The following is a 26495-nucleotide window of genomic DNA, read 5'->3' as shown; positions in this document are numbered from 1 at the left end:
CTCTGTCCTCCGTGGGCCGGACCAGGCCCTGCGGAAACCCTTCTGCCCCGTGATCGCACGGGTACTGCGCGTCCTGGTCTGCCGACCGGACACTGATGGAACGACCCATTCCACTTAAACGGAATGATCGATTCCATAGGAACTCATGACCGACGGTAACGGGAGAAGAGGAACCCGTCCTCCTCCAGCAGCGACACCAGCCCGAACCGCTGCGGGACCGCCATGCCCGGACCCCCGGCGATGCGCTGGGCGTCGCCCGCGGTGAGCGTCGGCGAGACCGTCAGACACAGCTCGTCGAGCACCCCGGCCGCGATCAGCTGCCCGAGCAGCCTCGGGCCGCCCTCGGTCAGCAGCCGGGTGTACCCGCGCTCCGTGAGCGCCCGTACGAGACGCGCGGGCTCCACGCCCACCCCGTCACCGGCGATCACCACCCGGGCCCCGGCCTTCTCGGCGGCCGCGATCCGCTCCTGGGCCGCCGCCGCGCCGGTCAGCACCAGCGTGGGCACGAGCGGCGAGGTGAACAGCGGCAGCGAGAAGTCCAGGTTCAGGCTCGCGGAGACCACCGCGATGGCGGGGGCCGGCCCCTGCCCGGCCGCCTCCCGCAGGGCGGCGAACTCCGCCCGCGAGCGCGCGGGCCGGTACCCCTCCTGGCGGACCGTTTCGGCGCCGACCACCACCACGTCGGCCAGCGCCCGCAGGGTGCCGAAGATCCGCATGTCCGTGGCGCTGGAGATCGGCTGGGACCGCCCCTCGTGCTGGGCGGCCCCGTCCAGCGTGGACACCATGTTGGCGCGCAGCCAGGCCACCGGCTCACCCGGCCCCGGCTCGGGATAGGCATAGGCCTCCGCCAGCTCGGCGAGACTCCACTCACGGTCGTCGGCCTCGGCGGCCACAGGGAACAGGCGTCGCATGCGGAGCAGTGTTCCACGCCAGAGCAATACGGAACGTGTTCGCGGCCGAGGACGACGGCGCGTTATGGCGTGACGGGGAGCGGAGGGCGGGGCGCGGGCCGGAGCGGCCGGCCGCCACGGCGGCGCCCGTCCTGCGGGGGTGCGGCCGCCAGGGCGGTGCCCACCCTCCAGGGGTGCGGCCACCATGGCGGTGCCCGTCCTCAAGGGGTACGGCCACTACGGCGCTCGCCGTCCCGCGCCGGTACGGCCACCACGACGGCTACCGTCCCCTCGCCCGGCAACCTGGCCCGGTCCCAGCCCTGCCCCAGCCGCCCTGCCCCAGCCCCAGCCCCAGCAGGCACCCTCCCCGACCCCCTAGCATGGGTAACCGTGTCCTCCAGCCCCGCTCCCGCCGACCGCCGCCCCCCGATAACCGACGCGGCCACCCCCCTCTCCCTGTGCGCCCGCGAGCCTCACGTCCCCGCGGAGCGGCTCGTCGCGGAGATGGTCCCGCCGCCCCGGTTCGACTCGGTCCGCTTCAGCACGTACATCCCGGACCCGAACCAGCCCAGCCAGACCGAGGCCGTCCGCGTCCTGGAGTCCTTCGCGGCGGGTCTGGGCGGCGCGCACGCCTCCGGCAAGGGCACTTTGAAGCGCGGTCTGTTCGGCTTCGGCAGGGCGAAGGCCCCGAAGCTCCCGGCCGGGCCGCGCGGGGTCTACCTCGACGGCGGCTACGGCGTCGGCAAGACCCACCTGCTGGCCTCCCTCTGGCACGCCACCCCGGCCGCCCCCGAGTACAAGGCCTTCGGCACCTTCGTGGAGCTGACCAACCTGGTCGGCGCCCTCGGCTTCCAGCAGACCGTGCAAACCCTGTCCGGTCACCGCCTGCTGTGCATCGACGAGTTCGAGCTGGACGACCCGGGCGACACCGTCCTGGTGTCGACGCTGCTCGGCAAGCTGGTCGAGGCCGGGGTCGCGCTCGCCGCGACCTCCAACACCCTGCCCGGCAAGCTCGGCGAGGGCCGCTTCGCGGCGGCCGACTTCCTGCGCGAGATCCAGGGCCTGTCCGCACACTTCCGCACCCTGCGCATCGACGGCGAGGACTACCGCCACCGCGGTCTGCCGGAGGCCCCGGCGCCGTACTCGGACGAGCAGGTGACGAAGGCGGCGTACGCCACCGAGGGCGCGTCCCTCGACGACTTCCCGCACCTGCTGGAGCACCTGGCCCGCGTCCACCCGAGCCGTTACGGCGCCCTCACGGACGGGGTCAGGGCGGTGTGCCTCACCGGTGTGCGGCCGGTCCCCGACCAGTCGACCGCGCTGCGGCTCGTCGTCCTCGCGGACCGGCTCTACGACCGCGAGGTCCCGGTTCTGGCCTCCGGGCTGCCCTTCGACCGGCTGTTCAGCGAGGAGATGCTGAAGGGCGGCTACCGCAAGAAGTACTTCCGGGCGATCTCACGCCTGACCGCCCTCGCCCGCGACGCCAAGCCACTGGTGGAACCGGCCGCCGGCAACGACTGACCGGACGGAGGGGGCGGGGCCGCCCGCCGAGTGGCCCCGCAGGCCACTACCGGACAGCCCCGCCCAAGATCAAGAACTGGTTTCGGTCAGCCAACCCGCTCTTTTTGGGCGCTCTTTCGCTCGAAACGCTGAGTTAACCCTGCAACCAACTTTGCAGGGTTAACGTGTTTCTTGACCAACCGTTGACCAACCGTTGGTCCGGACTAGAGGCATGGGCGTTCGCGGGAGGGCAGCCATGTGCAGAGGTGCGACGGCACGGACCGCGTTGGCGGCCCTGGCCGTCGTGCTGTTGACCGTCCCCTGCCTCGCCGTCATGGCGTCGTTCGCACACGCGTACACAAAGGCCGACGTCGTGGCCACGACCCAGACCGGAATCGCCCCCTCCATCACGGCGCGGAGCCACGAGGAGCACACCTACCTCCGCACGGCGCCCTCCTGCGGCGACCCGAACGGTCATCCGCACTACCGCGACCGCACCCGCACGGTCGCGCCCGCGCCCGACGCGGCCGGCCGGCCACTGCCCGCCCGAGGGGAGCCGGGCACCGACCGCACCGCACTCCCGCCCGGTGTCGCTTACGACCGCGAGAGACCGCCGACAGCCTCCTCGCAGGCCGCACTCCAGGTCTTCCGGTGCTGAGCACACAGCAGTCCCCCACCTCTGTGTCTCCGTCATGCACGCCCGACGCGCCCCACGCGCGCCAGGAGGAATCACGACATCATGCAGCCCCTCATCGACCACGCCCGGAAGTTCGGACAGCGAGCTGAGGAGTTCGCCGGCCTCGCCGCGGGTCAGTCCCCGGAGGTCCTGTTCATCACCTGTTCCGACTCCCGGGTCGTCCCGGCGCTGATCACGGGCGCCCGCCCCGGCCAGCTCTTCGAACTGCGCACGGCGGGCAACATCGTTCCCCTCCACGCCTCCGCCACCCCGACGGGCGAGGCGGCCACCATCGAGTACGCCGTGGAAGTCCTCGGCGTGAAGGACATCGTGGTCTGCGGCCACTCGCACTGCGGCGCCGTCGGCGCGGTCGTGCGCGGCGACGACCTGGAGGCCGTACCGGCCGTGCGGGACTGGCTGGCACACGCCGCCGACCATCCCAAGTGCTCCGATCCGAGCGACCCGACGGTCGCCGAAGCCGTGCAGAACCACGTCCTGACGCAGCTGCGGCGGCTGCGCTCCTACCCGTGCGTGGAGAAGCGGCTCGCGGAGGACCGGATCCGCCTGCGCGGCTGGTACTACGAGGTGCACACGGGCACGGTGCGCGAACACCGTGCGGAGACCGACTCGTTCGAGGCTCTGTGAGGCCCGCCATGTCCGCCATATCCAAGTTCCCCCACCTCCGGCAGGACTTCCTCGCCTCCATCGTCGTCTTCCTGGTCGCCGTCCCGCTGTGCGTCGGCGTGGCGGTCGCCTCCGGCGTCCCGGCCGAAGTGGGCCTGGTCACCGGCATCGTGGGCGGTCTCGTCACCGGGCTCATGCCCGGCAGCAGCCTGCAGGTGTCGGGGCCGGCCGCCGGTCTCACCGTGATCGTCTTCGAGGCCGTCAGCGAGTTCGGGGTCGGCACGCTCGGGGTGATCGTGCTGGTCTCCGGCCTGCTCCAGCTCGCCATGGGCTTCCTGAAGATCGGCCGCTGGTTCCGGGCCATCTCCATCTCCGTCGTCGAGGGCATGCTCTGCGGCATCGGCCTGGTGATCATCGCCGGCCAGGTCTACGCGGCGGCCGGCCTGAAGGCGCCGGACACCGGCATCGGCAAGATCGTGGGCCTTCCCGGCGCGTTCGCCGACGCGTTCCGGTCCACCGAGGCCCTGGCCTCGCTCGCGATCGGCGCGGGCACCATCGCCGTCATCGTGCTGTGGAAGAAGCTGCCGAAGCCGGTGCAGTCCGTGCCGGGCGCCCTCGCGGCGGTGGTCCTGGCCACGTCCGCCTCGCTCGTCTTCGCCCTGCCGGTCGCCACCGTCGAGGTCGAGGGCCTGCTCGGCGTCATCCAGCCGCCGGGGGCCGAGGCCTTCGGCGAGCTGGGCAGCCCGGCCATCTGGGGCACGATCGTCGCGTTCGCGCTGATCGCCTCGGCGGAGAGCCTGTTCAGCGCGGCGGCCGTGGACCGGCTGCACGACGGTCCGCGCACCCAGTACGACAAGGAGATGGTCGCCCAGGGCACCGGCAACACGGTGTGCGGTCTGCTCGGCGCGCTGCCGATGACCGCGGTGATCGTGCGCAGCTCCGCCAACGTCAGCGCGGGTGCGAGGACCAAGGCGTCGCGGGTGCTGCACGGCGTGTGGCTGCTGCTCTTCGCCGCCGCGCTGCCGTCGGCGCTGGCGCTCATCCCGATCCCCGCCCTCGCGGGCATCCTGGTGCACGCGGGCTGGAAGCTGATCCCGTTCCGCCAGATCGCGGGGCTGTGGCGGGGTCACAAGGGTGAGGCGCTGATCCTCGTGGTGACCGCGGTGTCGATCGTCACCGTGAACATGTTCGAGGGCGTCCTGATCGGTCTCGCCCTGTCGGTCGTCAAGACCGCCTGGGAGGCCTCGCACGTCAAGCTGGAGGTCGTCGACAAGGGCGCAGGCCCGGTCCAGGCGTACCTGTCGGGCAACGCGACGTTCCTCAGGCTGCCGAAGATCCTCGACAGCCTGGAGTCCCTGCCCCAGGACCGCCCGGTCGAGCTGGACCTGTCGGGTCTGCACCACCTCGACCACGCGTGCCGCACGGCGCTGCGGAACTGGGCCGAGCGCCACAGCGCCACCGGCATCGAGCCGGTGAAACTGACCATGGCCGCCTGACCCGGCGTACTCCTCGGCCCCGGCGGCGCACTCCCACCCGGCGGGTCGCCCCGCCGGCGAACGCTCTGCCCGGCGGGTCGGCCCCGCCGGCACACCCCCACCCGGCGGGCCCCCGCCGGCGCACTCCCACCCGGCGGCCGGGCGGGGCCCGTCAGGCCCCGTCCGGGCCGCCGGGCCATTCCCTTCCTGCCCCCATCCCACCCCCACCCCCGCCGCTCTCATGGCCCCCACCCCACCCCCGGGCATATCGTGGCAGCATCGGGCATCCCGGACCCTGGGTGAGGGGGTCGTCATGGTGGAGGAGCTGCTGACCGCGGCCGCGGCGGTCGGGACCGCGGGGGTGGTCTACGTCGCGGCGGCGGCGCGGGTCGTGAAGCAGTACGAGCGCGGGGTGGTTTTCCGGCTGGGCCGGCTCATGGGGGACGTACGCCAGCCCGGCTTCACCATGATCGTTCCGTTCGTCGACCGGCTCAGCAAGGTCAACATGCAGATCGTCACGCTGCCGGTGCCGGCCCAGGAGGGCATCACCCGGGACAACGTGACCGTGCGGGTGGACGCGGTGGTGTACTTCCGGGTGATCGACGCGGCCAGCGCGCTGGTCAAGGTCGAGGACTACAAGTTCGCGGTCTCCCAGATGGCCCAGACCTCGCTGCGCTCGATCATCGGCAAGAGCGAACTCGACGACCTGCTGTCCAACCGGGAGAAGCTCAACGAGGGCCTGGAGCTGATGATCGACAGCCCGGCCGTGGGCTGGGGCGTCCAGGTCGACCGGGTGGAGATCAAGGACGTGTCGCTGCCGGAGACCATGAAGCGGTCCATGGCCCGGCAGGCGGAGGCGGACCGGGAGCGCCGCGCCCGGATCATCAACGCCGACGCCGAGCTGCAGGCCTCGAAGAAGCTCGCCGAGGCCGCCCACCAGATGGCCGACGCCCCGTCCGCGCTGCAACTGCGGTTGCTCCAGACGGTGATGGCGGTCGCGGCGGAGAAGAACTCCACGCTGGTGCTGCCGATCCCGGTGGAGCTGCTGCGCTTCCTGGAACGGGGCGCCGACGCCGACGCCGAGCACCGGCCGCCGCCCGCCCTCGGCACGTGAAAGGTGCTACGCGCGTTGTTCCCGTGACGCGAACCAGATGGTAGACACAGCGGATCGACTGTCCTGTCCGCCAGCAGGAAGGTTCATCCATGTCTGTGACCCGCCGTCAGGTCCTGTCCCGCACCGGCGCCCTGGGCGTGGGCATCGCGTTCACCGGAGCCGTCTCCGAGCTGTTCGCGGGCACGGCCGCCGCCCAGGGAACGGGCCACACCGGCTACGGTCCGCTCGTCCCCGACCCGAACGGCCTGCTCGATCTGCCGAAAGGTTTCCGCTACACGGTGCTGTCCCGCGAGGGCGACCCGCTGCGCTCCGGCGAGGGCCCGGTGCCCTCCCACCACGACGGCATGGCCGCCCTGCCGGGTCGCGGCGGCCGGGTCCACCTGGTCCGCAACCACGAGAACCGCGTGACGGCCCGCCTCGGCGTCCCCACCGTCGACGGCCTGACCTACGACCCGGCGGGCAAGGGCGGCTGTACGGCGCTCACCCTGGACGCCCGCAACAGGGTGCTGGACGAGCGGGTCGCCATCGCGGGCACCGCCGTGAACTGCTCCGGCGGCCCGACCCCCTGGGGCACCTGGCTGACCTGCGAGGAGACCGAGGACAAGGCGGGCACCAACGGCTACGCCAAGGACCACGGGTTCGTCTTCGAGGTCGACCCGGCCGACCCGCGCCGCACCGGAGCGGTCCCCCTGACCGCGATGGGCCGCTTCCAGCACGAGGCGGTCGCCGTCGACCCGGACAACGGCATCGTCTACGAGACCGAGGACGCGTTCGTCCAGCCGTTCGGGCTCTTCTACCGCTTCCTGCCGAACAAGCCGCTCGGCGGCACCGGCGCCCTGCGCGCGGGCGGCCGTCTCCAGGCGATGCGGGTCGCGGACCTGCCCGACCTGTCGGCCGTCCGGGAGCTGGGCGCCTGCTTCGACCGCGTCGAGTGGGTGGACGTACCCGACCCGCTGGCCGTGCGGACCCCGGTCCGGCTCCAGGACTACGGCCCGGGGGGCATCACCCGCGCGCAGAAGCTGGAGGGCTGCTACTGGGGCGGGCGCAGCGTGTACTTCGTGTCGTCGTACGCCCGCAGCCGGGAGGGCTCGGCCGCCGACCACTTCGGCCAGATCTGGCGCTACGACCCGGACCGGCGCCGGCTCACCCTGGTGGTCGTCTTCGGCCCGGACACCGACGTCCAGCTGCCCGGCGAGTCCCCGGACAACATCTGCCTGGCGCCCAGCGGCGGGCTGATGGTGTGCGAGGACGGCGCCGGCGGCCAGCACGTCTTCGGCGTCACCCGCAAGGGAGAGGTGTACCCGATGGCGCGCGGCCGGCAGAACATCGGGACCGAGGAGGAGCCGGAGTGGGGTGAGTTCGCGGGCGTCGCCTTCTCCCCCGACGGCCGGACCATGTACGTCAACTGCTACACCCCGGGGACGACGTTCGCGGTGACCGGCCCCTGGCGCCGCTAGCGTCCGGCTCCGCCCGTCCGGCCGGGTGACTTCCGGCGGGCGCTGAGCGCACCGACGGCGACGCGGGCCCGTTTCCTCACCCATGCCCGCTTACGTTCGTACGATGATCCTCCCAGTACGACGTGCCGCCGCCGTCTGTGCGCTCGGCGCGGTGCTCGCCGCGCTCGCCGCGTGCGGCGCCCCCGAGCCGGCCCGCACCGTCTCGCGGGCCGCCCCGCCGGTCCCGTCCAGCCCCGCGGCCTCCCGGCCGCCGACCCTCGCGCCGGGACCCGGCGGGCTGACGCCGGTCTTCCACCACGGCCCCCGCCGCGGCGACGACAAGACCGTCGCCCTCACCTTCGACGCCGACATGACCGCCGACCAGGGGCCGAGGGCGGCGGCGGGCGAACGGTTCGACCACCCGCGGCTGATCGCCACGCTGCGCACGCTGAAGGTGCCCGCCACCGTCTTCATGACGGGCCGCTGGGCCGAGGAGTACCCGGCACAGGCCCGCTCCATCGGCCGTGACCCGCTGTTCGAGGTCGCCAACCACTCCTACAGCCACTACGCCTTCACCGAGGACTGCTACGGCCTGCCGACCGTCGCCGAGGACCGGATGCGGGCCGATGTGCAGCGGGCGTACGCGGCCTTCCGCGCGGCGGGCGTGGCGAACGCGAAGCCGTACTTCCGCTTCCCCGGCGGCTGCTACGACCGGCGGGCCCTGCGCGCGCTGAGCGGCAGCGGGGTCACCGCCGTGCAGTGGGACGTGGTGAGCGGTGACGCGTTCGCGACGGACGCCGACGCGGTGGCCCGGCAGGTGCTGGACGGAGTGCGGCCCGGTTCGGTGGTGGTCATGCACTGCACACGCAGCGCCGCCCCGACGACCGAGCGGGCGATCCGCACGATCGTGCCCGAGCTGCGCCGCCAGGGCTTCCGCTTCGTGAAGGTGTCGGAACTGATCGGGTCCGCACCGCGCTGACCGGCCTACGCTGGAGGCATGAGCGAGGCCGAGGTCAACGACTACTGCCTGATCGACGCGACCAGGCCGCCCCGGGCGGACGGGCCGCCGTACGCGGAGTGCGTGCTGTGCCGGGAGCCGACGGAGTACCCCGAGTCGTACAAGGGGATCACCCTGTGCCCGGTGTGCGAGTGGCAGGAGGCCCAGCGCACCGCGTGCTCGGGCTGATCCCCGGCTCAGTCCGGTCTTCGTGAGGCCAGCGCGCTCGCGACGGCTGTCGCAACCGCCGCGAGCAGCGCGGCGCCGCCCAGCGGCAGCAGCGGCAGGGCGACCGTGCCGGAGCGGGAGCCGGTGACCAGGCCGCTCACCGCCGCGTTCGCCGGGGAGCCGGTCGCCACCAGCGCCAGCAGCGCGGCGAGCAGCAGCGCGGGCACCGCACGGCCGGTCGAGCGCAGCACCGGACGGCTGGTGAGCGCACCGACGGCGGTGCCGAGCAGGGCGCAGGCCAGTGTGGCGAGCGCACCCGCCGCACCGGCCGGGAGCCGCGGCACCGGGGTCTGCCCGTCGGCGCCCGCCGGATCGCTGATCAGCGTCACCACGAGGGTGGCGGCCGCGCCGAGGGCGGTCGCGGCGGCGAACGCCACCAGCAGTGCGGCGAGGTGCGCCCGCGCCGGACCGGCCGCCGCGGCGGCACAGGCGCGCGCGGCGGCCGGTTCGCCCCCGGCGCAGATCCGGGTGAGCCAGGCGGCCACGGGGAGCAGTGCGGCAGCCGCGTATCCGAGGGAGTCGAGCACCGGCTGGCCGCCCTGGACGCTCACGACGAGGAAGACGGCGTAGAGGATGAACGGCGGCAGCCAGCGCTGCGATCGCGCGAGCAGCGCCGCCTGGTAGCGGAGCAGGGCGGGCAGGCCGGTCAGACGGGTGACCACGGCGGTCCAGGCGGTGAGGGGGGTCAGGGCGGTCATCGGCGGCTTCCCTGGCCGGCGGGGGCGATGGTGTGCACGGAGACGACGTGCCAGGGCGGGGCCGCGGTCAGCAGGGCGCGCAGCAGCACGTCGGAGCAGGCGGCGGGGGCGGTGAGCCGGTGGGTGCCGGGGCCGGTCACGGTGGCGGTGGTGACGATCCGCCCGGCCGCGGCGGGCAGCGGCGCGCCCGGCGGCCCCTGCGCCTCGACGACGACCCGCGGGCCGGTGGGGGCGGACGCCGCGGGCGCGTCCGCGCGGCGCCGGTGGAGGGCGCCGTCGCGGACCTCGTACACGGCGTCGGTCGCTCCGGCCAGCCGCCGCGGGTCGTGGTCGACGAAGACGACCGCGCCGCCGACGGCGGTCCGCTCGGCGACGGCGCGCTCCAGCTCTTCCCGGGCGGCGGTGTCCAGACCGGTCCAGGCCTCGTCCAGGACCAGCAGCTCGGGGTCGGCGAGCAGGGCCTGGGCGACGGCCACCTTCTGGCTGCTGCCCTTCGACAGCTGCCGCAGCGGTGTGTGGGCGTGCTCCCCGGCGCCGAAGCGCTCCAGCCAGACGCCGGCGGCACGGTCGGCCGCCGCGCGGGAGAGGCCGTGCACGGCGCCGAGGTGGCGCAGATAGGTGACGGGGGTGAAGGGGAGGGCCGGCGGGAAGCGTTCGGGGACGTAGGCGGTGCGGGGCCGGCCGGTGATCCGGCCCTCGGTGGGCGCGTCCAGGCCGGCGAGGAGGCGCAGCAGCGTCGACTTCCCGCTGCCGTTGGCTCCCTCCACGCGGGTCAGGGCGCCGGGCGGCACGGACAGGTCGACGCCGCGCAGCACCCAGGAGCCGCGCGGACCGTAGCGGCGGCCCACGCCCTCCAGTCGCAGCTCCCGCCCCATGGCCCCCCCTGTCCCGCGGTTCTCGCCTGGCAGACTGAAGAACGTGACACACGACGCCTCCGTTCCCGACTCCCCCGTGCCCGGCGACTCCCCCTTCCGGTCCGCACGCTCGCCCCGCGACGACGCTCCGCAGTTCGTCCTGCCGCTCGTCGTACGGATCGAGCGCGCCGCGCCGCCCGCGCGCACCGACGCCCTGGAGACGGCGGCCCGCGCGGTGCTGGTGGTGCTCAGCGACGAGCGGTCCCTCGGGGACGGTGAGTGGGCGCGGGCGATCCGGGACTGGCAGGACGCGCGGATCCGCAAGGTGGTGCGGCGGGCGCGCGGCGCCGAGTGGCGCAAGGCGTCGGCGCTGCCGGGGATCACGGTCACCGGGAAAGCGGCGGAGGTACGAGTGTTCCCGCCGGTGCCACTGGACGGCTGGCCGAAGGAACTGGCCAGGCTCCAGGTGTCCGGCACCGAACTCGACGACCCGGAGCCGCCTCTCCCCGCCGACCCGGGAGCGCCCGTGCTGTGGCTGAACCCCGAGGTGGAGATGTCGGCCGGCAAGGCCATGGCCCAGGCCGGGCACGGCGCCCAGCTCGCCTGGTGGGAGCTGGGCGACGAGGACCGCACGGCCTGGCGCGAGGCCGGCTTCCCGCTCGCCGTACGCACCGCCGCCCCCGGCCACTGGCAGGCCCTGACGACCAGCGGCCTCCCGCTCGTCCGCGACGCCGGCTACACCGAAGTCGCCCCCGGTTCCTGCACGGTGGTCGCGGACCATCCGGCACTGCGGCGGCGGGCACGGGCGTAGGACGCGACGGGGTCAGCGCACTGCGTGCCCGGCCGGGGCCCGCAGCGTACGGCGCAGGCCCGTGGCGCACGCACGGCAGCGGCCCGCCCGGACCACGCGTCAGCGAGTGGTCCGGGCGGGCCGCTGCCGCCTTGTCGTGCGGTGAGGGAACGGGCGGTGCGTTTGCCGGCAGCCCTTCAGGGGGTGCGAGGGCCGTGGTGTCCGGGCGGTCAGATGCGGCCTCCGGTCAGGCGGGTGATCGGACCCTGGCCGCTGCGCTCGACGAGGCGGCCCGCCACGAAGGACGCCGTGGCGAGGGCCGTCACGCCCGTCGCGGTTCCGGCGGCGATGAGCTTGCGGTTCTTGACGACGGTCCACGCGGTGCCGGCGACCGAGGCGACCTGGCCGGCGGCCGACACGACGGTCTCCCGGGTGCCCGCGAGCGCGCTGCTCGCTGAGGACACCGCCCGGGACGCCCCGGCGGACGCCGACCGGGCCGCCCGCGCGGCGGTCGCACCCGGCGACGCCGCCTTGTCCGCCGCCTTCGTCGCGGTTCTGCCGCCCGCCGCCGCGGCCGACGACGCTGTCTTCCCGGTCTTCTCGGTCTTCTCGGCTGCCTTGGTCGCGACCGCCTTCGTCGTACGGGCGGCGCGCGCCGTCTTGCCTTCCTGCTCCTGTGAGTTGGCCATGGAGAGCGCGTTACCGCATCCGCCGCGGGCAAACGCGGCCGTCCCGGCACGGGGTGCGGCGACGACGGCCGGGTTCGGCCACGACGGCTGGGTTCGGCCAAGCCGGCCGCGTCCCGCCACGACGGCGACAAAGCCGCGTCCGGCCACGACGGCGACGACGGCTGCGGCCGGCCACGACAGGCGTCCGGCCACGACGGCTGCGTTCGACCGCCCAGCGCGGGTAGACGGGCGGAAAGGAGCCGAGCGCTCCGTCCGGCACACACGTCCGGCACACACGACTCACGGAGGTTGTCATGCCCGGCATACTCGACCGCATCAAGCGCTACAGCCGCACCCCCCAGGGCCGGCGGACCATCGACTCGGCGCGGCGGGCGGCGTCGGATCCCCGCAACCGCGCGCGGGCCCGCACCCTCCTCGGCAAGCTGCGCCGCCGGTGACCACCAGCCCGTGCCCCGGCCGCACCCACGGGTGCGGGCGGCGGCGGGCGCATACCCCGCCCCGGCGGGGGCATCCGGGCTCCTGCCGGTATCGAACACACCGCCGGGGCGGGTCGACGACGGGAGGGCAGCGGCCATGGCGACGGGATCGTCCGTGACACAAGGGGGCCTGCGGGCCCGACTCCGCCCGGGGCGCGGTGCGGGTGCCGCCCGCGCCCGCCGGGCGGCGAACGGTTCCGTCGTCGACGCCGCGGCCCGCTGGGGACTGGTGGCGCGCGGCACGATCTATCTGCTGATCGGCGTGCTGGCGCTGCGCATCGCCGACGGCAGCGGCGGCTCCCGGCAGGCGGACAGCAGCGGAGCCGTCCAGGAGCTGGCCCGGCAGCCGTTCGGCGAGACGCTGGTGTGGGCCATCGGCATCGGCCTGGTCGGCATGGCCCTGTGGCGGCTGACCGAAGCCGTCTTCGGAGCGTCCGGCCCGGACGGCGACAAGGCCTCCAAGCGCGCCCTGAACGCCGGCCGCTGTGTCTTCTACGGTTTCTTGGCGTTCTCCGTGCTGACGTTCGTCACCTCCTCCAAGAACAGCGAGGGCAGCGACGCGACCTCACGGGACCTGACCGCCCGGGCCCTCGAACTTCCCCTCGGACGCTGGCTGGTGGGCCTCGCGGGCCTCGTCATCCTCGGTGTCGGCGTCGGGATCGGCGTCCGCGCGGCCCGGCGCACCTTCCACAAGCACCTCAACAGGGTGCGGATGTCCCGGCGGGCCCGGCGCGTCGTGGACGTCCTCGGCGTCACCGGCGGCGTGGCGCGCGGCCTGGTCTACGCGGCGGCCGGCGTCTTCGTGGTCACCGCCGCGGTGCAGTTCGACCCCGGGAAGGCCAAGGGCCTGGACGGCACGCTGCGCTCCTTCGCCGACACCCCGGCCGGGCCCTGGCTGCTCGGTCTGGTGGCGCTCGGCCTGGCCGTCTTCGGCCTGTTCTCGATCGCGATGGCCCGCTACCGCAGGGTCTGAGCGGACCCCGGCCCGATCCCGTTCCCCGGCCCCGTGCGGACCGAACCTCAAATGTTGCTCTGAAGGTGGATGCGACAGGGTTCGACGCCCGGGGCCGGGGCCATACCCCCCTCACGCCTGCTGGAGAGCGCGGAGGTGGGGGACCATGCGGCGACTGGGAACGGGCATCGGGTGGCGGCCGGAGATCGCGGACGCCGTCGAGGCGATGCCGGGCGTCGACTGGGTGGAGGTCGTCGCCGAGAACGTCTGCCCCGGCCATCTGCCCGACTCGCTGCGACGGCTGCGCGAGCGCGGCGTGACCGTCGTACCGCACGGGGTCTCCCTCGGGCTCGGCGGCGCGGACCGGCCGGATGCGGGCCGGCTCACGGCGCTGGCCGAGCGGGCCGAGGCGCTGGGCTCGCCGCTGGTCACCGAGCACATCGCGTTCGTCCGCGCGGGCGGCCCGCTGACCGCCTCACCGCGGCTGGAGGCGGGACATCTGCTGCCGGTGCCGCGCACCCGCGACGCGCTGGACGTGCTGTGCGAGAACGTACGGATCGCCCAGGACGCGCTGCCCGTGCCGCTCGCGGTGGAGAACATCGCCGCGCTGATCTCCTGGCCGGGCGAGGAGATGACGGAGGGCCAGTTCCTGTACGACCTCGCGGACCGCACGGGCGTACGGCTGCTGATCGACGTGGCGAATCTGCACACCAACCACGTCAACCGCGGCGAGGACCCCGCCAAGGCGCTCGCCGAACTGCCCCTGGAAGCCCTCGCGTACGTCCATGTCGCGGGCGGCTTCGAGCGCGACGGGGTGTGGCACGACAGCCACGCCCACCCCGTCCCGCGTCCGGTCCTCGACATCCTCACCGACCTCGCCTCCCGGGTGTCACCGCCCGGAGTGCTGCTGGAGCGGGACGAGAACTTCCCGGAGCCGGAGGAGCTGAGGGGCGAGCTGCGGACGATCCGCGCGGCCCTGGCGGAGGGCCGCGCGAGGGCGCGGGCGGCGGGTGCCCTGACCGCCTCCGCCGACGCCCAGAAGGCCGCGGCTCCCACACCGGCAGCCTCCGCCGCCGCCCCGACCGCCTCCGCCGCTCCGGAGGCCCCCGCCGACGCCCCGGGAGCCTCTGCTACAGCTCCTGCCCGGGAACGGCTCGCCCTCGCCCAGACCGCCCTGCTCTCCGCGCTCGTCGCCGGGACGCCCGTGCCGGAGGGGTTCGACCGGGCCCGCCTCCGCGTGCAGGCGCGGGCGCTCGCCGGGAAGCGGGCCGGTGTCGTGGCGAAGGTGGCGCCGGAACTGCCCGCGCTGCTGGGGGACGCGTACCGCACGGAGTTCCTCGCCTACGCGCACGGCCGTCCGATGACCGGCGGCTACCGGCGCGACGCCCTGGACTTCGCCGAGCACCTGCTGCGCTCCGGCCGCCTGGAGACGCGGGTGCGGCGCGAGGTGCGGGCGTGGTGGCGGGAGCGGTCCGGCCCGGTGCCGTACTCGGCGCGTCCGGCCGTACGGCTCGCCCGCGGCGCCCGACGGGTCCTGCTGCGACGCTGACCCGGCCGTCCCCGCCCGGTCTGACCACGCCCGACGGCCACGGAACAGAACGTCACATACCGGCAACGTCCCGTCCGGATTTTGAACGGGGCATGGCATTCCGCGGACCGACGGCATAGAAACACGGCATGTTCTGGGTCCCGCTCCTGCTCCTCGCCTGGTCCGCCGCCGGGGCGGCGTGCGCCTCCCTGTGCCTCGCCGCCGTACGCACGGCCGGGGCGGACACGGACCCGGCACACGAACTGACGCTCTACGAGGCCGCGTTCCTGTCCGGCGGCCCCGTGCGGGTCGCCGATCTCGCGCTGCTCTCGATGGCCCGTCAGCGCCGCCTGCTGCTCGCGCACACCGGCTGGGCGACCGTCGTCGACCCGCACGGGCGGGACGACATAGAGCGCTCGGTGATAGGAGCGATCGGCCCGCGGGGGCAGTCCCCCATAGCTCCGGTCCGGGCCGCCGCCGCGACCACCGACGCGGTGCGCGGGCTCGCCGACCGGCTGGTCCGCGCGGGTCTGGCCGTGCCGGCCGGGGCCCGGACGACGGTCGCGGCCGGTGTGCGGCAGGTGCGCGCCGCGGCCACAGCCGTGGTCGTGCTGGGCGTCACCGCGCTGCTGCTGCCCGGCGAACCGGGGCTGGAGCGGTACCTGATCGCCTGCTGGTTCGCGCTGCCCCTCGTCCTCTCCCTGGGCTGCCTGGCCCTCGCGCGCATCGAGGCGCACCCGTGCTCGCGGTGGGCCTCCCCGGCCGGGCAGCGGCTGCTGGCCGCGCTGCCCCGGCACCGCGGCGACCACACCGACGACCGCGCGTACCTCACCGCGGTCGCCGTCCACGGCGTCCGCGCGGTCGGCGAACCGGAACTGCGGGCGGCGTTCGACCGCCGGCACTGACCCGGCGCCGGTCCCTCCTTCCGCCCCGCCCCGCCCCGCCGAACATTCCGGTGACACCTGTTCGGGGGGCGTGCGGAAGCACGCGGCGACACCGGGCCCCCGGTGCTTGCCTTCGGTGACACGCGAACGAAACATCCCTTTTGTCGCTGCCGCGCACCGAAAGGGAGTACGCGATGAGAGCTGCCGCCCTCTACACGGCCGCCGGGTCCCTGCTGCTGACCACCCTCGCCGCCGCCCCCGCCGGCAGCGCTCCCCGCTCCCCGGCGCCCCCGGAGGCGAGCGGCACCGCGGTGGCCGTCGCCCGGGCGGCCGTGCGGGGCGTCGAGTTCGGCCCGTGCGACGGCGCCGGCCAGGACCTGCCGGGCCGGATGGAATGCGGCACGGTACGCGTCCCGCTCGACTACGCGCGGCCGGGCGGCCGGCAGATCGAGCTGGCCGTCAGCCGGGTCCGGGCCACCCAGCGCGACCCGGGCAACAGCAAGCACAAGGTGCCCCGGCAGGGCGCCCTCGTCTTCAACCCCGGCGGCCCCGGCGCCTCCGGCTTCCACTTCCCGCTGGTCGGCAGGCTGCCCGAGTGGAAGCGCATCGCCGCCGCCTACGACCTGGTCGGCTACGCGCCGCGCGGCGTCGGCCGGTCCGCCCCGCTGTCCTGCCGCGACCCGAAGGACGTCTTCAAGGGCCCCACCCAGGCACCCACCCACCCCTCGGAGTCGTACAAGCGCGAACGCATCGCGCAGGCCAAGGCGTACGCGCGCGGCTGCGCCGAGCGGTCCGGTGACGCGCTGCGCCACTACCACTCCCTCAACAACGCCCGCGACCTGGACGTGCTGCGCGCCGCGCTGGGCGAGGAGAGACTGACGTTCCTCGGGTCCTCGTACGGCACCTACTTCGGGGCGCTGTACGCCACCCTGTTCCCCTCGCACGTACGGCGGATGGTGTTCGACTCGGCGGTGAACCCGGACCCGGCGCAGATTTGGTACCGCAACAACCTCGCCCAGTCGGCGGCGTTCGAGGAGCGCTGGACGGAGGTGAAGGAGTGGATCGCCCGGCACCACGGCGTGTACGGGCTGGGCGAGACCGAACAGGCCGTGCAGCGCAGCTACGACCGGGCGCGGGCGCGGCTGGCCGCGGAGCCGGCCGGCGGGAAGGCCGGGCCGGGGCAGCTGCAGAACCTGTTCCTCCAGGCCGGGTACTACGACGACTACTGGCCGGGGCGGGCGCACGCGCTGTCGGCGTACCTGAAGGGCGATCCGCAGCCGCTGGTCGACCTGGCCGCGCCGCGCCGGGAGGCGGCGGCCGAGGCGGAGAACGCGAGCGCGGTCTACACGGCCGTGGAGTGCAACGACGCCCCCTGGCCGACCCAGTGGGAGGTGTGGGACCGGGACAACACGCGGCTGGCGCGGGTGGCGCCGTTCGAGACGTGGGACAACGTCTGGATGAACCTGCCGTGCGCGTACTGGGCGGCGCCGCGCCAGCAGCCGCTGGACGTGCGGACCGGGCCCGGCGAGCTGCCGCCGACCCTGATTCTGGCGGCGGAGCGGGATGCCGCGGCGCCGTACGAGGGGGCGCTGGAGCTGCACCGGCGGCTGTCGGGGTCGGTGCTGGTCACCGAGCGGGACGCCGGGACGCACGGCATCGTGGGCGGCCCCAACGCGTGTGTGAACGGGCACGTCGAGGCGTACCTCCTGGAGGGCCGGGTGCCGGGGCGGCGCGCCGCGTGCGCGCCGCACCCGGAGCCGGAACCGCGCGCCGCGCGGTGACGGCTCGTCAGGCGAGCCCGGCCACCAGGTCGGCCACCGACTTGCGGCGGCCGGTGAAGAAGGGGACTTCCTCGCGGACGTGCAAGCGGGCCTCGGAGGCGCGCAGGTGGCGCATGAGGTCGACGATCCGGTACAGCTCGTCGGCCTCGAAGGCGAGGATCCACTCGTAGTCGCCGAGCGAGAAGGAGGCGACGGTGTTGGCGCGGACGTCCGGGTAGCCGCGGGCCATCTTGCCGTGGTCGGCGAGCATGCGGCGGCGGTCCTCCTCCGGCAGGAGGTACCAGTCGTAGGAGCGCACGAAGGGGTAGACGCTGACGTAGTCGCGGGGCGTCTCGTCGGCGAGGAACGCCGGGATGTGCGAGCGGTTGAACTCGGCCGGGCGGTGCAGCGCCATGTTGGACCACACCGGCGTCAGCGCGCGGCCCAGGCGGGTGCGGCGGAAGAGGTTGTAGGCCTCCTGCAGCTGGTCGCTGGTCTCGGCGTGCCACCAGATCATCAGGTCGGCGTCGGCGCGCAGACCCGAGACGTCGTAGGTGCCGCGGATCGTCACGTCCTTCGCGGCGAGCTGGTCGAACAGCTCCTGGACCTCTTCGGCGTAGCCCGCGCGGTCCTCGGGGAGGACGTCCTTCAGCTTGAACACGGACCACAGGGTGTAGCGGATGACCTCGTTGAGGTCCTTGGCCAGCTTGCCCTTGTTCGGGATCCGGCCGGGGGTGGTGGCGTCGTCACTCATGTCCCTCATTCTCCCGCTCCGCCGTGCAGGCTCTGCACCGGGTGGGCGGTGAGCTGCTCCACACCGCGCAGGTCACCGGCCAGCTGGTCCACCGCGGCGTACGCGCTCGCGACGCACGCGGGGACGCCGACGCCGTCGTAGGCCGCGCCGCAGACGGCGAGGCCGGGCAGGCCGGCGAGGTGGCCGCGGACGCGGGCCACGCGCGCGTGGTGGCCGACCGGGTACTGCGGCAGGCCGCCGTCCCAGCGGGTGACGCGGGTGGCGACGGGGGCGGCGTCGAGGCCGGTGGCCGCCGCGAGGTCGTGGCGGGAGACGGCGACCAGGCCGGCGTCGTCGCGGCCGAGGATCTCCGTCTCGCCGTAGCGTCCGACCGAGGTGCGCAGGACCACCGTGCCGGGGTCCTCCTCGGCGATCCAGGCCCACTTGTGGGAGGCGAACGTGGCCGCCTTGATGGTGCGGCCGTCGACCGGGGGGACCAGGAAGCCGCTGCCCTCGGGGAGGCGGACGTCGGCGCGGCGGTAGGCGAGGGTGATCAGCGCCATCGACGCGTACTCCACGGCCGCCAGCTCGGCCGCGGCCGCGGGGGCCTCGGCGCGCAGCAGGCCGGCGGCGGCCGGCGCGGGGACGGCGACGACCACGGCGTCCGCGTGCAGCGTGCGGCCGCCCGCGGTGATCCGCCAGCCCGTGCCGGTGTCCCGGCGCAGCTCGGTCGCCGGCGTCCGGGTCAGGATCTCGCCGCCGCGGGAGCGCACCGAGTCGGCGACGGCGAGCGGCAGGGTGCCGACGCCGCCCTCCAGGCCCATGAAGACGGGGCCGGTCCGCGGGTTCGCCGCCGCCTTGGCCTGGATTTCCCGGACGGCCTCGGTGAGCGAGGTGTGGGTGCGGGCGGCCTCGAAGAGCTGGGGGACGGCGGAGCGCAGGGACAGCCGGTAGGCGTCGCCCGCGTAGACCCCGCCGAGCAGGGGTTCGACAAGGCGGTCGACGACCTCGCGGCCCAGCCTGGCCGCCACGTACTCCCCGACCGCGATGTCGTCGCCGACCTCGGTGCGGGGCAGTTCGGCGTCCCGCTCGATGCGGCGCACGCCCTCCTCGGAGAGGACGCCGGACAGGGCTTCGGCGGTGCCGGGGACGCCCATGACGTGGCCCTTGGGCATGGGGCGCAGGACTCCGCGGGTCCACAGTGCGGCGGTGCTGGTGGCGGGCGGCTGGAGCCGGCCGGCGAGGCCCACCTCGCGGGCGAGGCCGATCGCCTCGGGGCGGCGGGCCAGCAGGGACTCGGCGCCGAGGTCGACCCGTACGCCCGCGATCTCGCCGGGCAGCAGCTTGCCGCCGACCCGGTCGGACGCCTCCAGCACGGTCACCCGCGCCCCGCGCTCCAGCAGCCGGTGGGCGGCGGCCAGCCCGGCGATGCCCGCTCCGATGACGACGACCCGTCCGCCGTCGCCGTTCCGTACTCCGCTCATGCCCTCACCCTCTCAAACACCACTGACAGTGCCGCTCGCGGGCCGTGTCCCGGCCGAGGCCCGACCGTGACCGGTTCGAGGCCTGGCGCGCCAAACGTTCGCCGGTGCCCGCGCGTCACAGGAATGTCCGTCGCACCGACACCCGGGGGGTACACCCGTATGCGCACTCGACACTCCGCCCGACGACCCGTCCGGTATCTCGCCGGGCTGCTGCTGGCCACCGCCCTCGCGGCCACCGGATGCAGCGGCGAGGGCGACGCGTCCGGGGCCGCCGACAAGGGGGCCAAGGCCGCCGACGCGGGGGCGGGCTACGCGGAGGGCTCCTCCGGCAGCCGGTCCCGGACCGCGCAGGACAAGGCGCCGAAGCCCGCCGCGAGCCACATCATCCGCACCGCGTCCCTGACCGTGCAGGTGAAGGACGTGCCCCGGGCGCTCGCCGAGACCCGCGCGATCGCCGAGGGCGCGGGCGGCCACGTCGGCCGGGAGACCACCCACCGCAACGACGACGAGGAGTACACCGAGCTGGTGCTGCGGGTGCCGGTCGACCGGTACGAGGAGGTGCTGGAGGACCTGGAGGGCACGGGCCGGCTGCTGGAGCGCACCGCGAAGGCGCAGGACGTCACCGAGCAGGTCGTCGACGTGGAGAGCCGGATCCGCACCCAGCGGGCCAGCGTGGAGCGGATCCGCGCGCTGATGGAGGAGGCGACCAAGCTCGGCGACGTGGTGACCCTGGAGGGCGAGCTGAGCAGCCGGCAGGCCGACCTGGAGTCACTGCTCGCCCGGCAGGCGTCGCTGAAGGACCGGACGAGTCTGGCGACGATCACCGTGTCGCTGAACGAGACGCCGGCGGTGCAGGACGCCGCCGACGACGACCCGGGCGTCGCGGACGCGCTCGGCGGCGGCTGGGCGGCGTTCCTCGGAATGCTGCGCTGGATCGTCGTGGCGCTCGCCGCGGTGCTGCCCTTCGCCGCGCTGGCGGCCCTGCTGGTGCTGGCGTGGCTGCGGCTCGTCCGGCCCCGGCGGGCACACCGCGCGGCGGAGCCGGCCGCGGTCACGGCGCTCGGCCCGCTGCCCGCGCACGGACGCGGGCCCGGCTGGACCGATGAGCCCGGCAGGTCCGGGGAGGAGACACCTGCGTCCGCGATCAGCGAGGAGACGCGGCGCGCGGAACAGGAAGGGCCGCGCGACTGAAATCCCGGGCCCCCGTAGCGTGTTCGCATGAACATGAGCCGTACGAACCGTCCGAAGGGTGCCCGGCAGCGTCTGGTGGTGATCGGCGGGGACGCCGCGGGAATGTCCGCGGCGTCCCAGGCCCGCCGCCTGAAGGGCCCCGGCGAACTGGAGATCACGGCGTTCGAGCGGGGCCACTTCACCTCGTACTCGGCGTGCGGCATCCCCTACTGGGTGGGCGGTGACGTCGACGACCGCGACCGGCTGATCGCCCGCACCCCCGAGGAGCACCGGGAACGCGGCATCGACCTGCGGCTGCGCACGGAGGTCACGGAGATCGACGTCGACGGGCAGCGGGTCCGCGCGCGGGACCTCGCCACCGGTGCCGAGTCGTGGACGCCGTACGACCACCTCGTGATCGCCACCGGGGCGCGGCCCGTGCGGCCGGACCTGCCCGGGGTGGACGCGCCCGGCGTGCACGGGGTGCAGACCCTCGACGACGGGCAGGCCCTGCTGGACACCCTCACCACCGTGGAGGGCCGCCGCGCGGTGGTCGTCGGGGCGGGCTACATCGGCGTGGAGATGGCCGAGGCGCTGCTGCGCCGCGGCTTCGAGGTGACGGTCGTCAACCGGGGCAGCCAGCCGATGTCCACGCTCGATCCCGACATGGGCCGGCTGGTGCGCGAGGCGATGACGGGGATGGGCATCACCATGGTGGACGACGCCGAGGTCACCAAGGTGCTCACCGGGGACGACGGGCGGGTCCGCGCGGTGGCCACCGAGGACGGCGAGTACCCGGCGGACGTGGTCGTCCTCGGGATCGGGGTGCGCCCGGAAACCACGCTGGCCGGCGCGGCGGGCCTGCCGCTCGGCGCGCACGGCGGTCTGCTGACCGATCTCGCGATGCGGGTGCGCGGTCACGAGAACATCTGGGCCGGCGGCGACTGCGTGGAGGTGCTGGACCTGGTCTTCGGCCGCGAGCGGCACATCGCGCTGGGCACCCACGCCAACAAGCACGGCCAGGTCATCGGCACCAACATCGGCGGCGGGTACGCCACGTTCCCCGGAGTGGTCGGCACCGCGGTCAGCAAGGTGTGCGACCTGGAGATCGCCCGCACCGGTCTGCGCGAGAAGGACGCGCACCGCGCGGGCCTGCAGTACGTGGCGGTCACGATCGAGTCCACGAGCCGCGCGGGGTACTACCCCGGCGCCTCCCCCATGACCGTCAAGATGCTCGCCGAGCGCCACACCGGCCGCCTCCTCGGCGTCCAGATCGTCGGACGGGAGGGGGCGGGCAAGCGGGTCGACATCGCCGCGGTGGCGCTGACCGCCGGGCTGACCGTGGAGCAGGTGGCCCACCTGGACCTCGGGTACGCGCCGCCGTTCTCCCCCGTGTGGGACCCGGTGCAGGTCGCCGCGCGCAAGGCCGCGGTGGCGGTGCGGGAAGCGCCGTGAAGACTGCGGTGACGTCGCCGGGCGCGGGGCGCGGACGGCCTGCGCCGGCCCGCAGCCCGCGTGTCGCCTAGGCCGTCCCGGTGACCCGCGGCAAGGACGCCACAGACGCCCCGGAGGCAGCAGCCGCCTCAGTCGTCCCCGGCCTGGCATGCGCAGCGACCCGCGCGGAGCGCAGCCGGTGGCTCACCGCCTCGTCCAGCGTCACCGGCCGCTGCATCTGCGCGGCCAGCCGCCCGGCCTCCTGGCCCAGCCGGGCCACGTCCTCCCAGGGCAGCCGGACGACGAGGGCGAGTTCCGCCTCGCCGTCGGGCAGGGCGTGCATCGCAGGGGTCACACGGTCGCTCATCGGCTGTTCCTCACGTCGTCGCGGCAGAGACGGTCGCCGGAACATACGTACGCCTGAACCGCGCCGTTCAGGCGTATTCGCCGCGCGCATCCCGGGCACTACTCCCTTGTGGTCATCCCGGTCCATGACGTGAACCCGGCGCGCCGTACGCCCTGGGTGACGTACGCGCTCATCGCCGCCAACGTGCTGGCGTTCCTGTTCATGCCCGGCCTGGCCGGCACCGTGGCCGGGGACACGGCCCTCGCCCAGCAGTGCCATCTGCACGCGTTCCTGGACCAGTACGCGGCGGTGCCGCAGGAGCTGATCCACCACCGGATGCCGCGGCTGGTGCCGACCGGCGAGACCGCGGTGGGGCCGCAGGGGCCGGGCTGTGTCGTGGCGCCGCCGGACTACGGCAAGTCACCTGAGCTGAGCGTGCTCAGCGCGATGTTCCTGCACGGCGGCTGGCTGCACCTGCTCGGCAACATGCTGTTCCTGCTGATCTTCGGCAACAACATCGAGGACCGCATGGGCCACGTCCGCTTCGCGCTGTTCTACCTGGCGTGCGGCTACGCGGCGACGTACGGCTTCGCGCTCCTCAACGCCGGTTCGGGCGAGCCGCTGATCGGCGCGTCCGGGGCGATCGCCGGGGTCCTCGGCGCCTATCTGGTGCTGTATCCGAAGGCCCGGGTGTGGGTGCTGGTGCCGTTCCTGATCTTCCTGCCGCTGAGGCTGCCGGCCTGGCTGGTGCTGGGCTTCTGGTTCGGGCTCCAGGCGGTGTACTCCTCCGGCGAGGGCGTCTCGGACGCCGGCACCGTGGCGTACGCGGCGCACATCGTCGGCTTCCTCGCCGGGATGCTGCTGGCCTGGCCGCTCAAGCCGGGCACGCCACCGCCGCCGGAGCCGCGCGGCCTGCTCTTCGGCAGGCAGGCCCGGCCCCGGCACACCTGGTGAGGCCTCTGCTCAGCGGGCGGTCCGCGTGTGGACGTAGTCGACCAGGCGGGTCAGCGCGTCCGGGTCGGTGGCCGGCATGACGCCGTGGCCGAGGTTGAAGACGTGGCCCTCCAGGCCGGCCGCCGCGTCCAGCACCTCGCGGGTCTTGGCCTCGACGGCCTCGGTGGAGGCGAACAGGACGGTCGGGTCGAGGTTGCCCTGGAGCGCCTTGCCGGGGCCGACCCGGCGGGCGGCCTCGTCGAGCGGGACGCGCCAGTCGACGCCGACGACGTCCGCGCCGGCCTCGCCCATCAGGCCCAGCAGCTCGCCGGTGCCGACGCCGAAGTGGATGCGCGGGACGCCGTAGCCGGCGACGGCCTGGAAGACCTTCGCCGAGGCGGGCAGGACGGAGCGCCGGTAGTCGGCGGGGGCGAGCGCGCCGGCCCAGGAGTCGAACAGCTGGACCGCCGAGACGCCCGCCTCGATCTGGACCTTCAGGAACGCGGCCGTGATGTCCGCGAGGCGGTCGAGCAGGTCGGCCCACAGCTCGGGGTCGCCGTACATCATCGCCTTGGCGTTCTCGTACGTCCGCGAGGGGCCGCCCTCGACGAGGTAGCTCGCGAGGGTGAAGGGGGCGCCGGCGAAGCCGATGAGCGGGGTGGAGCCCAGCTCGCGGGTGAGCATCCCGATGGCCTCGGTGACGTAGGGGACGTCCTCGGGGGTGAGGTGTCGCAGCCGGTCGAGGTCCGCGCGGGAGCGGACCGGGCGCTCGACGACCGGGCCGACGCCGGGCTTGATGTCGAGGTCGACGCCGATGGCCTTGAGCGGGACGACGATGTCACTGAAGAAGATCGCCGCGTCCACGCCGTGCCGGCGCACCGGCTGGAGGGTGATCTCGGTGACCAGCTCGGGCCGCATGCAGGACTCCAGCATGGGGATGCCCTCGCGGACCTTGCGGTACTCGGGCAGCGAGCGCCCGGCCTGCCGCATGAACCACACGGGCGTGTGCGGCACGGGTTCGCGCCTGCACGCCTTGAGGAAGGCGGAGTCGTACGTCGCGGAAGGCTGCGTCTGGTTGGCACTCACGGGGCAAGTTTCGCACGGCACGCCGACGGCCCCGGCCGGGCCCTGCGCACACCGGTGCGACCGGCGGGGTGTCTCTCCCTGCGCCGGGCGCCCGTTCCGCTTAATCTTCCCCGCATGGCTGCGGCTCAGGGACGACTGTCGGACGGCGCTGGCGGAATGGACGACCCGAAGGAGAGGGATCTGCATGCGGGTGAGGCGGCTCCGCCGGTCTTCCGGGCCGCCGTCGACGCCCTGAGGTCGGCGCGGCTGCGCCCGCAGCTGGAGGTCGAGGCCACGCGGGCCCCGCAGCGGCTCGCGCCGTACGCGTACGCCCTGGAGGCGGCGGTGGTCGACGGCGAGCAGGACCTGGCCGACGGCCGGCTGGTGCTGCTGCACGATCCGGCCGGGCACGAGGCCTGGCGGGGCACGTTCCGGCTGGTGACGCTGGTGCGCGCGGAGCTGGAGCCGGAGATGGCGGCCGATCCGCTGCTGCCGGACGTGTGCTGGTCGTGGCTGACCGGGGCGCTGCAGGCGCGCGGGCTGACGTACGGCGAGCCGAGCGGCACGGTGACCCGGGCCAGCTCCCACTACTTCGGCGGGCTGTCGGCGCGCCCGGCGGCCTCGCAGATCGAGATCCGTGCCTCGTGGACGCCGCGGGAAGGGCTGGGCGGGGTGCCGGACACGGCGGGGCACCTGGCGGCCTGGTGCGATCTGCTGGCTCAGGTGGCCGGGCTGCCGCCCGCCGGTCCGGGTGACGCTTCGGTGGTGACGTTGCCGCAGCGGCGCGGGCCGCAGTCGCGCTGACCAGCGGCCGACCGACCGTCGTTTTGTCGATACGGCCACTTTCAATCAGGAGTAGTCACTCGAACGAACCGATTCGTTCACCGAACGATCGACAGGGTGTCCGAATTGCACCGATTGCTACTCACTAGATCGTGATCATTCCCTAAAGCCCCGCAGGTTTGCTGCCGAAGACGACTGTGACCTTCAAAGCCGTCCCGCACCCCAGGAGGCCTGGTGTCCGTTCTCCTCGAGCAGCCCGCAAGCCTGGTCGCCTACCGCCCGAACAAGCCCACCGCCATGGTCGTCGTCGCCGATCCGCGCGTCCGCTCCACCGTCACCCGCCATCTGTGGGCGCTCGGTGTGCGTGACGTCATCGAGGCGTCGTCCATCGCCGAGGCTCGTCCCCGCATCGGCAACCCCCGCGACATCTGCGTCGCCGACGTCCACCTGCCCGACGGCTCCGGCCTGACCCTCCTGGCGGAGACGCGCGCCGCGGGCTGGCCCAACGGGCTCGCCCTGTCCGCCGCCGACGACATCGGCGCCGTCCGCAACGCCCTCGCGGGCGGTGTGAAGGGCTACGTCGTCACCGGCACCCGCACCAACGTCGGGCTCCCCACCCGACCCGGCGCCGCCCCCATCGGCGCCGCCGCCGCCCGCCTGCACCGCCGCCCCCCGGGCGCCCCGAGCCACCCGGGCGGCTACCGCGAGCTGTCCGGCCGCGAGGTGGAGGTGCTGCGGCTGGTCGCCGAGGGCCAGTCCAACAAGGCCATCGGCGTCTCGATGGGCCTGTCCGCCCTGACCGTCAAGAGCCACCTCGCCCGCATCGCCCGCAAGCTGGGCACCGGTGACCGGGCCGGCATGGTCGCCGTGGCCCTGCGCACCGGCATCATCCACTGAATCAACCGACCCCTGCCCGCACCCCGTGATCCCCCGTAACTGACCGGTTCACCACCCTCCGGTGCCCGTCGGCGGAACG

At 74.3% G+C, this 26495-nt stretch carries 27 protein-coding genes; 19 read left to right on the top strand and 8 right to left on the bottom strand.

Going from position 1 to position 26495, the window contains the following annotated elements; genetic code table 11:
- Positions 1 to 143 precede the first annotated feature (143 nt).
- Entirely contained in the window at positions 144 to 911 is a 768-nt protein-coding gene (locus tag G7Z13_RS27205) for a pyrimidine reductase family protein (RefSeq protein ID WP_166002855.1), read from the bottom strand.
- A 369-nt stretch (positions 912 to 1280) separates the two neighbouring features.
- Between G7Z13_RS27205 and zapE the strand changes: the two genes are divergently transcribed.
- The 8 genes from zapE to G7Z13_RS27165 all read left to right on the top strand — a co-directional run bounded on the left by zapE (position 1281) and on the right by G7Z13_RS27165 (position 8901).
- Positions 1281 to 2411, top strand: coding sequence for a cell division protein ZapE (zapE, locus tag G7Z13_RS27200; RefSeq protein ID WP_166002854.1), 1131 nt, complete (start codon positions 1281 to 1283; stop codon positions 2409 to 2411).
- Between the two features lie 235 nt (positions 2412 to 2646).
- On the top strand, positions 2647 to 3048 hold the full coding sequence (locus G7Z13_RS27195) for a hypothetical protein (protein ID WP_166002853.1): 402 nt from the start codon (positions 2647 to 2649) through the stop codon (positions 3046 to 3048).
- 81 nt (positions 3049 to 3129) lie between these two features.
- The gene (locus G7Z13_RS27190; protein WP_166002852.1) at positions 3130 to 3711 is read left to right on the top strand and encodes a carbonic anhydrase; all 582 of its coding nucleotides are present in this window, start codon (positions 3130 to 3132) and stop codon (positions 3709 to 3711) included.
- 8 nt (positions 3712 to 3719) lie between these two features.
- The gene (locus G7Z13_RS27185; RefSeq protein WP_206313152.1) at positions 3720 to 5186 is read left to right on the top strand and encodes a SulP family inorganic anion transporter; all 1467 of its coding nucleotides are present in this window, start codon (positions 3720 to 3722) and stop codon (positions 5184 to 5186) included.
- A gap of 292 nt (positions 5187 to 5478) precedes the next feature.
- Positions 5479 to 6279: a slipin family protein gene (locus G7Z13_RS27180; RefSeq protein WP_166002851.1), complete on the top strand. Its 801-nt coding sequence runs from the start codon at positions 5479 to 5481 to the stop codon at positions 6277 to 6279.
- Between the two features lie 89 nt (positions 6280 to 6368).
- Positions 6369 to 7736: an alkaline phosphatase PhoX gene (locus G7Z13_RS27175; RefSeq protein WP_166002850.1), complete on the top strand. Its 1368-nt coding sequence runs from the start codon at positions 6369 to 6371 to the stop codon at positions 7734 to 7736.
- Between the two features lie 103 nt (positions 7737 to 7839).
- Entirely contained in the window at positions 7840 to 8694 is an 855-nt protein-coding gene (locus tag G7Z13_RS27170) for a polysaccharide deacetylase family protein (protein WP_166002849.1), read from the top strand.
- A gap of 18 nt (positions 8695 to 8712) precedes the next feature.
- Positions 8713 to 8901, top strand: coding sequence for a hypothetical protein (locus G7Z13_RS27165; protein ID WP_166002848.1), 189 nt, complete (start codon positions 8713 to 8715; stop codon positions 8899 to 8901).
- A gap of 8 nt (positions 8902 to 8909) precedes the next feature.
- Here the strand turns inward: G7Z13_RS27165 and G7Z13_RS27160 are convergent, their stop codons facing one another.
- Both G7Z13_RS27160 and G7Z13_RS27155 read right to left on the bottom strand, forming a co-directional pair.
- The gene (locus G7Z13_RS27160) at positions 8910 to 9581 is read right to left on the bottom strand and encodes an ABC transporter (protein WP_166005331.1); all 672 of its coding nucleotides are present in this window, start codon (positions 9579 to 9581) and stop codon (positions 8910 to 8912) included.
- Between the two features lie 53 nt (positions 9582 to 9634).
- The gene (locus G7Z13_RS27155) at positions 9635 to 10513 is read right to left on the bottom strand and encodes an ABC transporter ATP-binding protein (RefSeq protein WP_166002847.1); all 879 of its coding nucleotides are present in this window, start codon (positions 10511 to 10513) and stop codon (positions 9635 to 9637) included.
- 43 nt (positions 10514 to 10556) lie between these two features.
- Between G7Z13_RS27155 and G7Z13_RS27150 the strand changes: the two genes are divergently transcribed.
- Entirely contained in the window at positions 10557 to 11303 is a 747-nt protein-coding gene (locus G7Z13_RS27150; RefSeq protein WP_166002846.1) for a peptidyl-tRNA hydrolase, read from the top strand.
- A 209-nt stretch (positions 11304 to 11512) separates the two neighbouring features.
- Here the strand turns inward: G7Z13_RS27150 and G7Z13_RS27145 are convergent, their stop codons facing one another.
- The gene (locus tag G7Z13_RS27145; RefSeq protein ID WP_166002845.1) at positions 11513 to 11971 is read right to left on the bottom strand and encodes a hypothetical protein; all 459 of its coding nucleotides are present in this window, start codon (positions 11969 to 11971) and stop codon (positions 11513 to 11515) included.
- Between the two features lie 293 nt (positions 11972 to 12264).
- Here G7Z13_RS27145 and G7Z13_RS27140 point away from each other — a divergent pair, with 293 nt between their 5' ends.
- The 5 genes from G7Z13_RS27140 (at position 12265) to G7Z13_RS27120 (ending at position 17592) form a co-directional block, all read left to right on the top strand.
- Positions 12265 to 12408 carry a hypothetical protein gene (locus tag G7Z13_RS27140; protein WP_166002844.1) on the top strand — a complete coding sequence of 48 codons (144 nt, stop codon included), beginning with the start codon at positions 12265 to 12267 and terminating at the stop codon, positions 12406 to 12408.
- A gap of 136 nt (positions 12409 to 12544) precedes the next feature.
- Positions 12545 to 13420, top strand: a complete 876-nt coding sequence (locus tag G7Z13_RS27135; RefSeq protein ID WP_166002843.1) for a DUF1206 domain-containing protein — start codon at positions 12545 to 12547, stop codon at positions 13418 to 13420.
- A 145-nt stretch (positions 13421 to 13565) separates the two neighbouring features.
- The gene (locus G7Z13_RS27130) at positions 13566 to 14948 is read left to right on the top strand and encodes a DUF692 domain-containing protein (RefSeq protein ID WP_166002842.1); all 1383 of its coding nucleotides are present in this window, start codon (positions 13566 to 13568) and stop codon (positions 14946 to 14948) included.
- A 128-nt stretch (positions 14949 to 15076) separates the two neighbouring features.
- Positions 15077 to 15832, top strand: a complete 756-nt coding sequence (locus G7Z13_RS27125) for a TIGR04222 domain-containing membrane protein (RefSeq protein ID WP_166002841.1) — start codon at positions 15077 to 15079, stop codon at positions 15830 to 15832.
- Positions 15833 to 16005: 173 nt separating this feature from the next.
- Positions 16006 to 17592 (top strand): alpha/beta hydrolase, encoded by a 1587-nt coding sequence (locus G7Z13_RS27120; protein ID WP_166002840.1) that lies wholly within the window; start codon positions 16006 to 16008, stop codon positions 17590 to 17592.
- A 7-nt stretch (positions 17593 to 17599) separates the two neighbouring features.
- Here the strand turns inward: G7Z13_RS27120 and hemQ are convergent, their stop codons facing one another.
- The gene (gene hemQ / locus G7Z13_RS27115) at positions 17600 to 18325 is read right to left on the bottom strand and encodes a hydrogen peroxide-dependent heme synthase (RefSeq protein ID WP_166002839.1); all 726 of its coding nucleotides are present in this window, start codon (positions 18323 to 18325) and stop codon (positions 17600 to 17602) included.
- Between the two features lie 5 nt (positions 18326 to 18330).
- A complete protein-coding gene (gene hemG, locus G7Z13_RS27110) occupies positions 18331 to 19788 on the bottom strand; it encodes a protoporphyrinogen oxidase (protein ID WP_166002838.1) in 1458 nt (485 codons plus the stop codon).
- Positions 19789 to 19947: 159 nt separating this feature from the next.
- On the opposite strand from hemG, the gene G7Z13_RS27105 reads away from it, so the two are divergent.
- Together G7Z13_RS27105 and G7Z13_RS27100 are read left to right on the top strand one after the other, a co-directional pair.
- Positions 19948 to 20979: a DUF4349 domain-containing protein gene (locus G7Z13_RS27105; protein ID WP_166002837.1), complete on the top strand. Its 1032-nt coding sequence runs from the start codon at positions 19948 to 19950 to the stop codon at positions 20977 to 20979.
- Positions 20980 to 21006: 27 nt separating this feature from the next.
- Positions 21007 to 22413, top strand: coding sequence for an FAD-dependent oxidoreductase (locus G7Z13_RS27100; RefSeq protein ID WP_166002836.1), 1407 nt, complete (start codon positions 21007 to 21009; stop codon positions 22411 to 22413).
- Positions 22414 to 22480: 67 nt separating this feature from the next.
- Here G7Z13_RS27100 and G7Z13_RS27095 read toward each other — a convergent pair whose 3' ends face one another.
- On the bottom strand, positions 22481 to 22759 hold the full coding sequence (locus G7Z13_RS27095) for a hypothetical protein (RefSeq protein ID WP_166002835.1): 279 nt from the start codon (positions 22757 to 22759) through the stop codon (positions 22481 to 22483).
- Between the two features lie 108 nt (positions 22760 to 22867).
- Here G7Z13_RS27095 and G7Z13_RS27090 point away from each other — a divergent pair, with 108 nt between their 5' ends.
- Complete coding sequence (locus tag G7Z13_RS27090) at positions 22868 to 23692, top strand: rhomboid family intramembrane serine protease (RefSeq protein ID WP_166002834.1); 825 nt, start codon at positions 22868 to 22870, stop codon at positions 23690 to 23692.
- 9 nt (positions 23693 to 23701) lie between these two features.
- Here the strand turns inward: G7Z13_RS27090 and hemE are convergent, their stop codons facing one another.
- A complete protein-coding gene (gene hemE / locus G7Z13_RS27085) occupies positions 23702 to 24757 on the bottom strand; it encodes a uroporphyrinogen decarboxylase (protein ID WP_166002833.1) in 1056 nt (351 codons plus the stop codon).
- Between the two features lie 114 nt (positions 24758 to 24871).
- Between hemE and G7Z13_RS27080 the strand changes: the two genes are divergently transcribed.
- Positions 24872 to 25540 carry a DUF3000 domain-containing protein gene (locus tag G7Z13_RS27080; RefSeq protein ID WP_166002832.1) on the top strand — a complete coding sequence of 223 codons (669 nt, stop codon included), beginning with the start codon at positions 24872 to 24874 and terminating at the stop codon, positions 25538 to 25540.
- Between the two features lie 213 nt (positions 25541 to 25753).
- A complete protein-coding gene (locus G7Z13_RS27075) occupies positions 25754 to 26416 on the top strand; it encodes a response regulator transcription factor (protein WP_166002831.1) in 663 nt (220 codons plus the stop codon).
- The last annotated feature ends 79 nt before the right edge of the window (positions 26417 to 26495 follow it).

The sequence above is a fragment of the Streptomyces sp. JB150 genome, from assembly GCF_011193355.1.
GTDB lineage: Bacteria > Actinomycetota > Actinomycetes > Streptomycetales > Streptomycetaceae > Streptomyces.
This window is presented reverse-complemented; position numbering and strand designations above follow the sequence as displayed.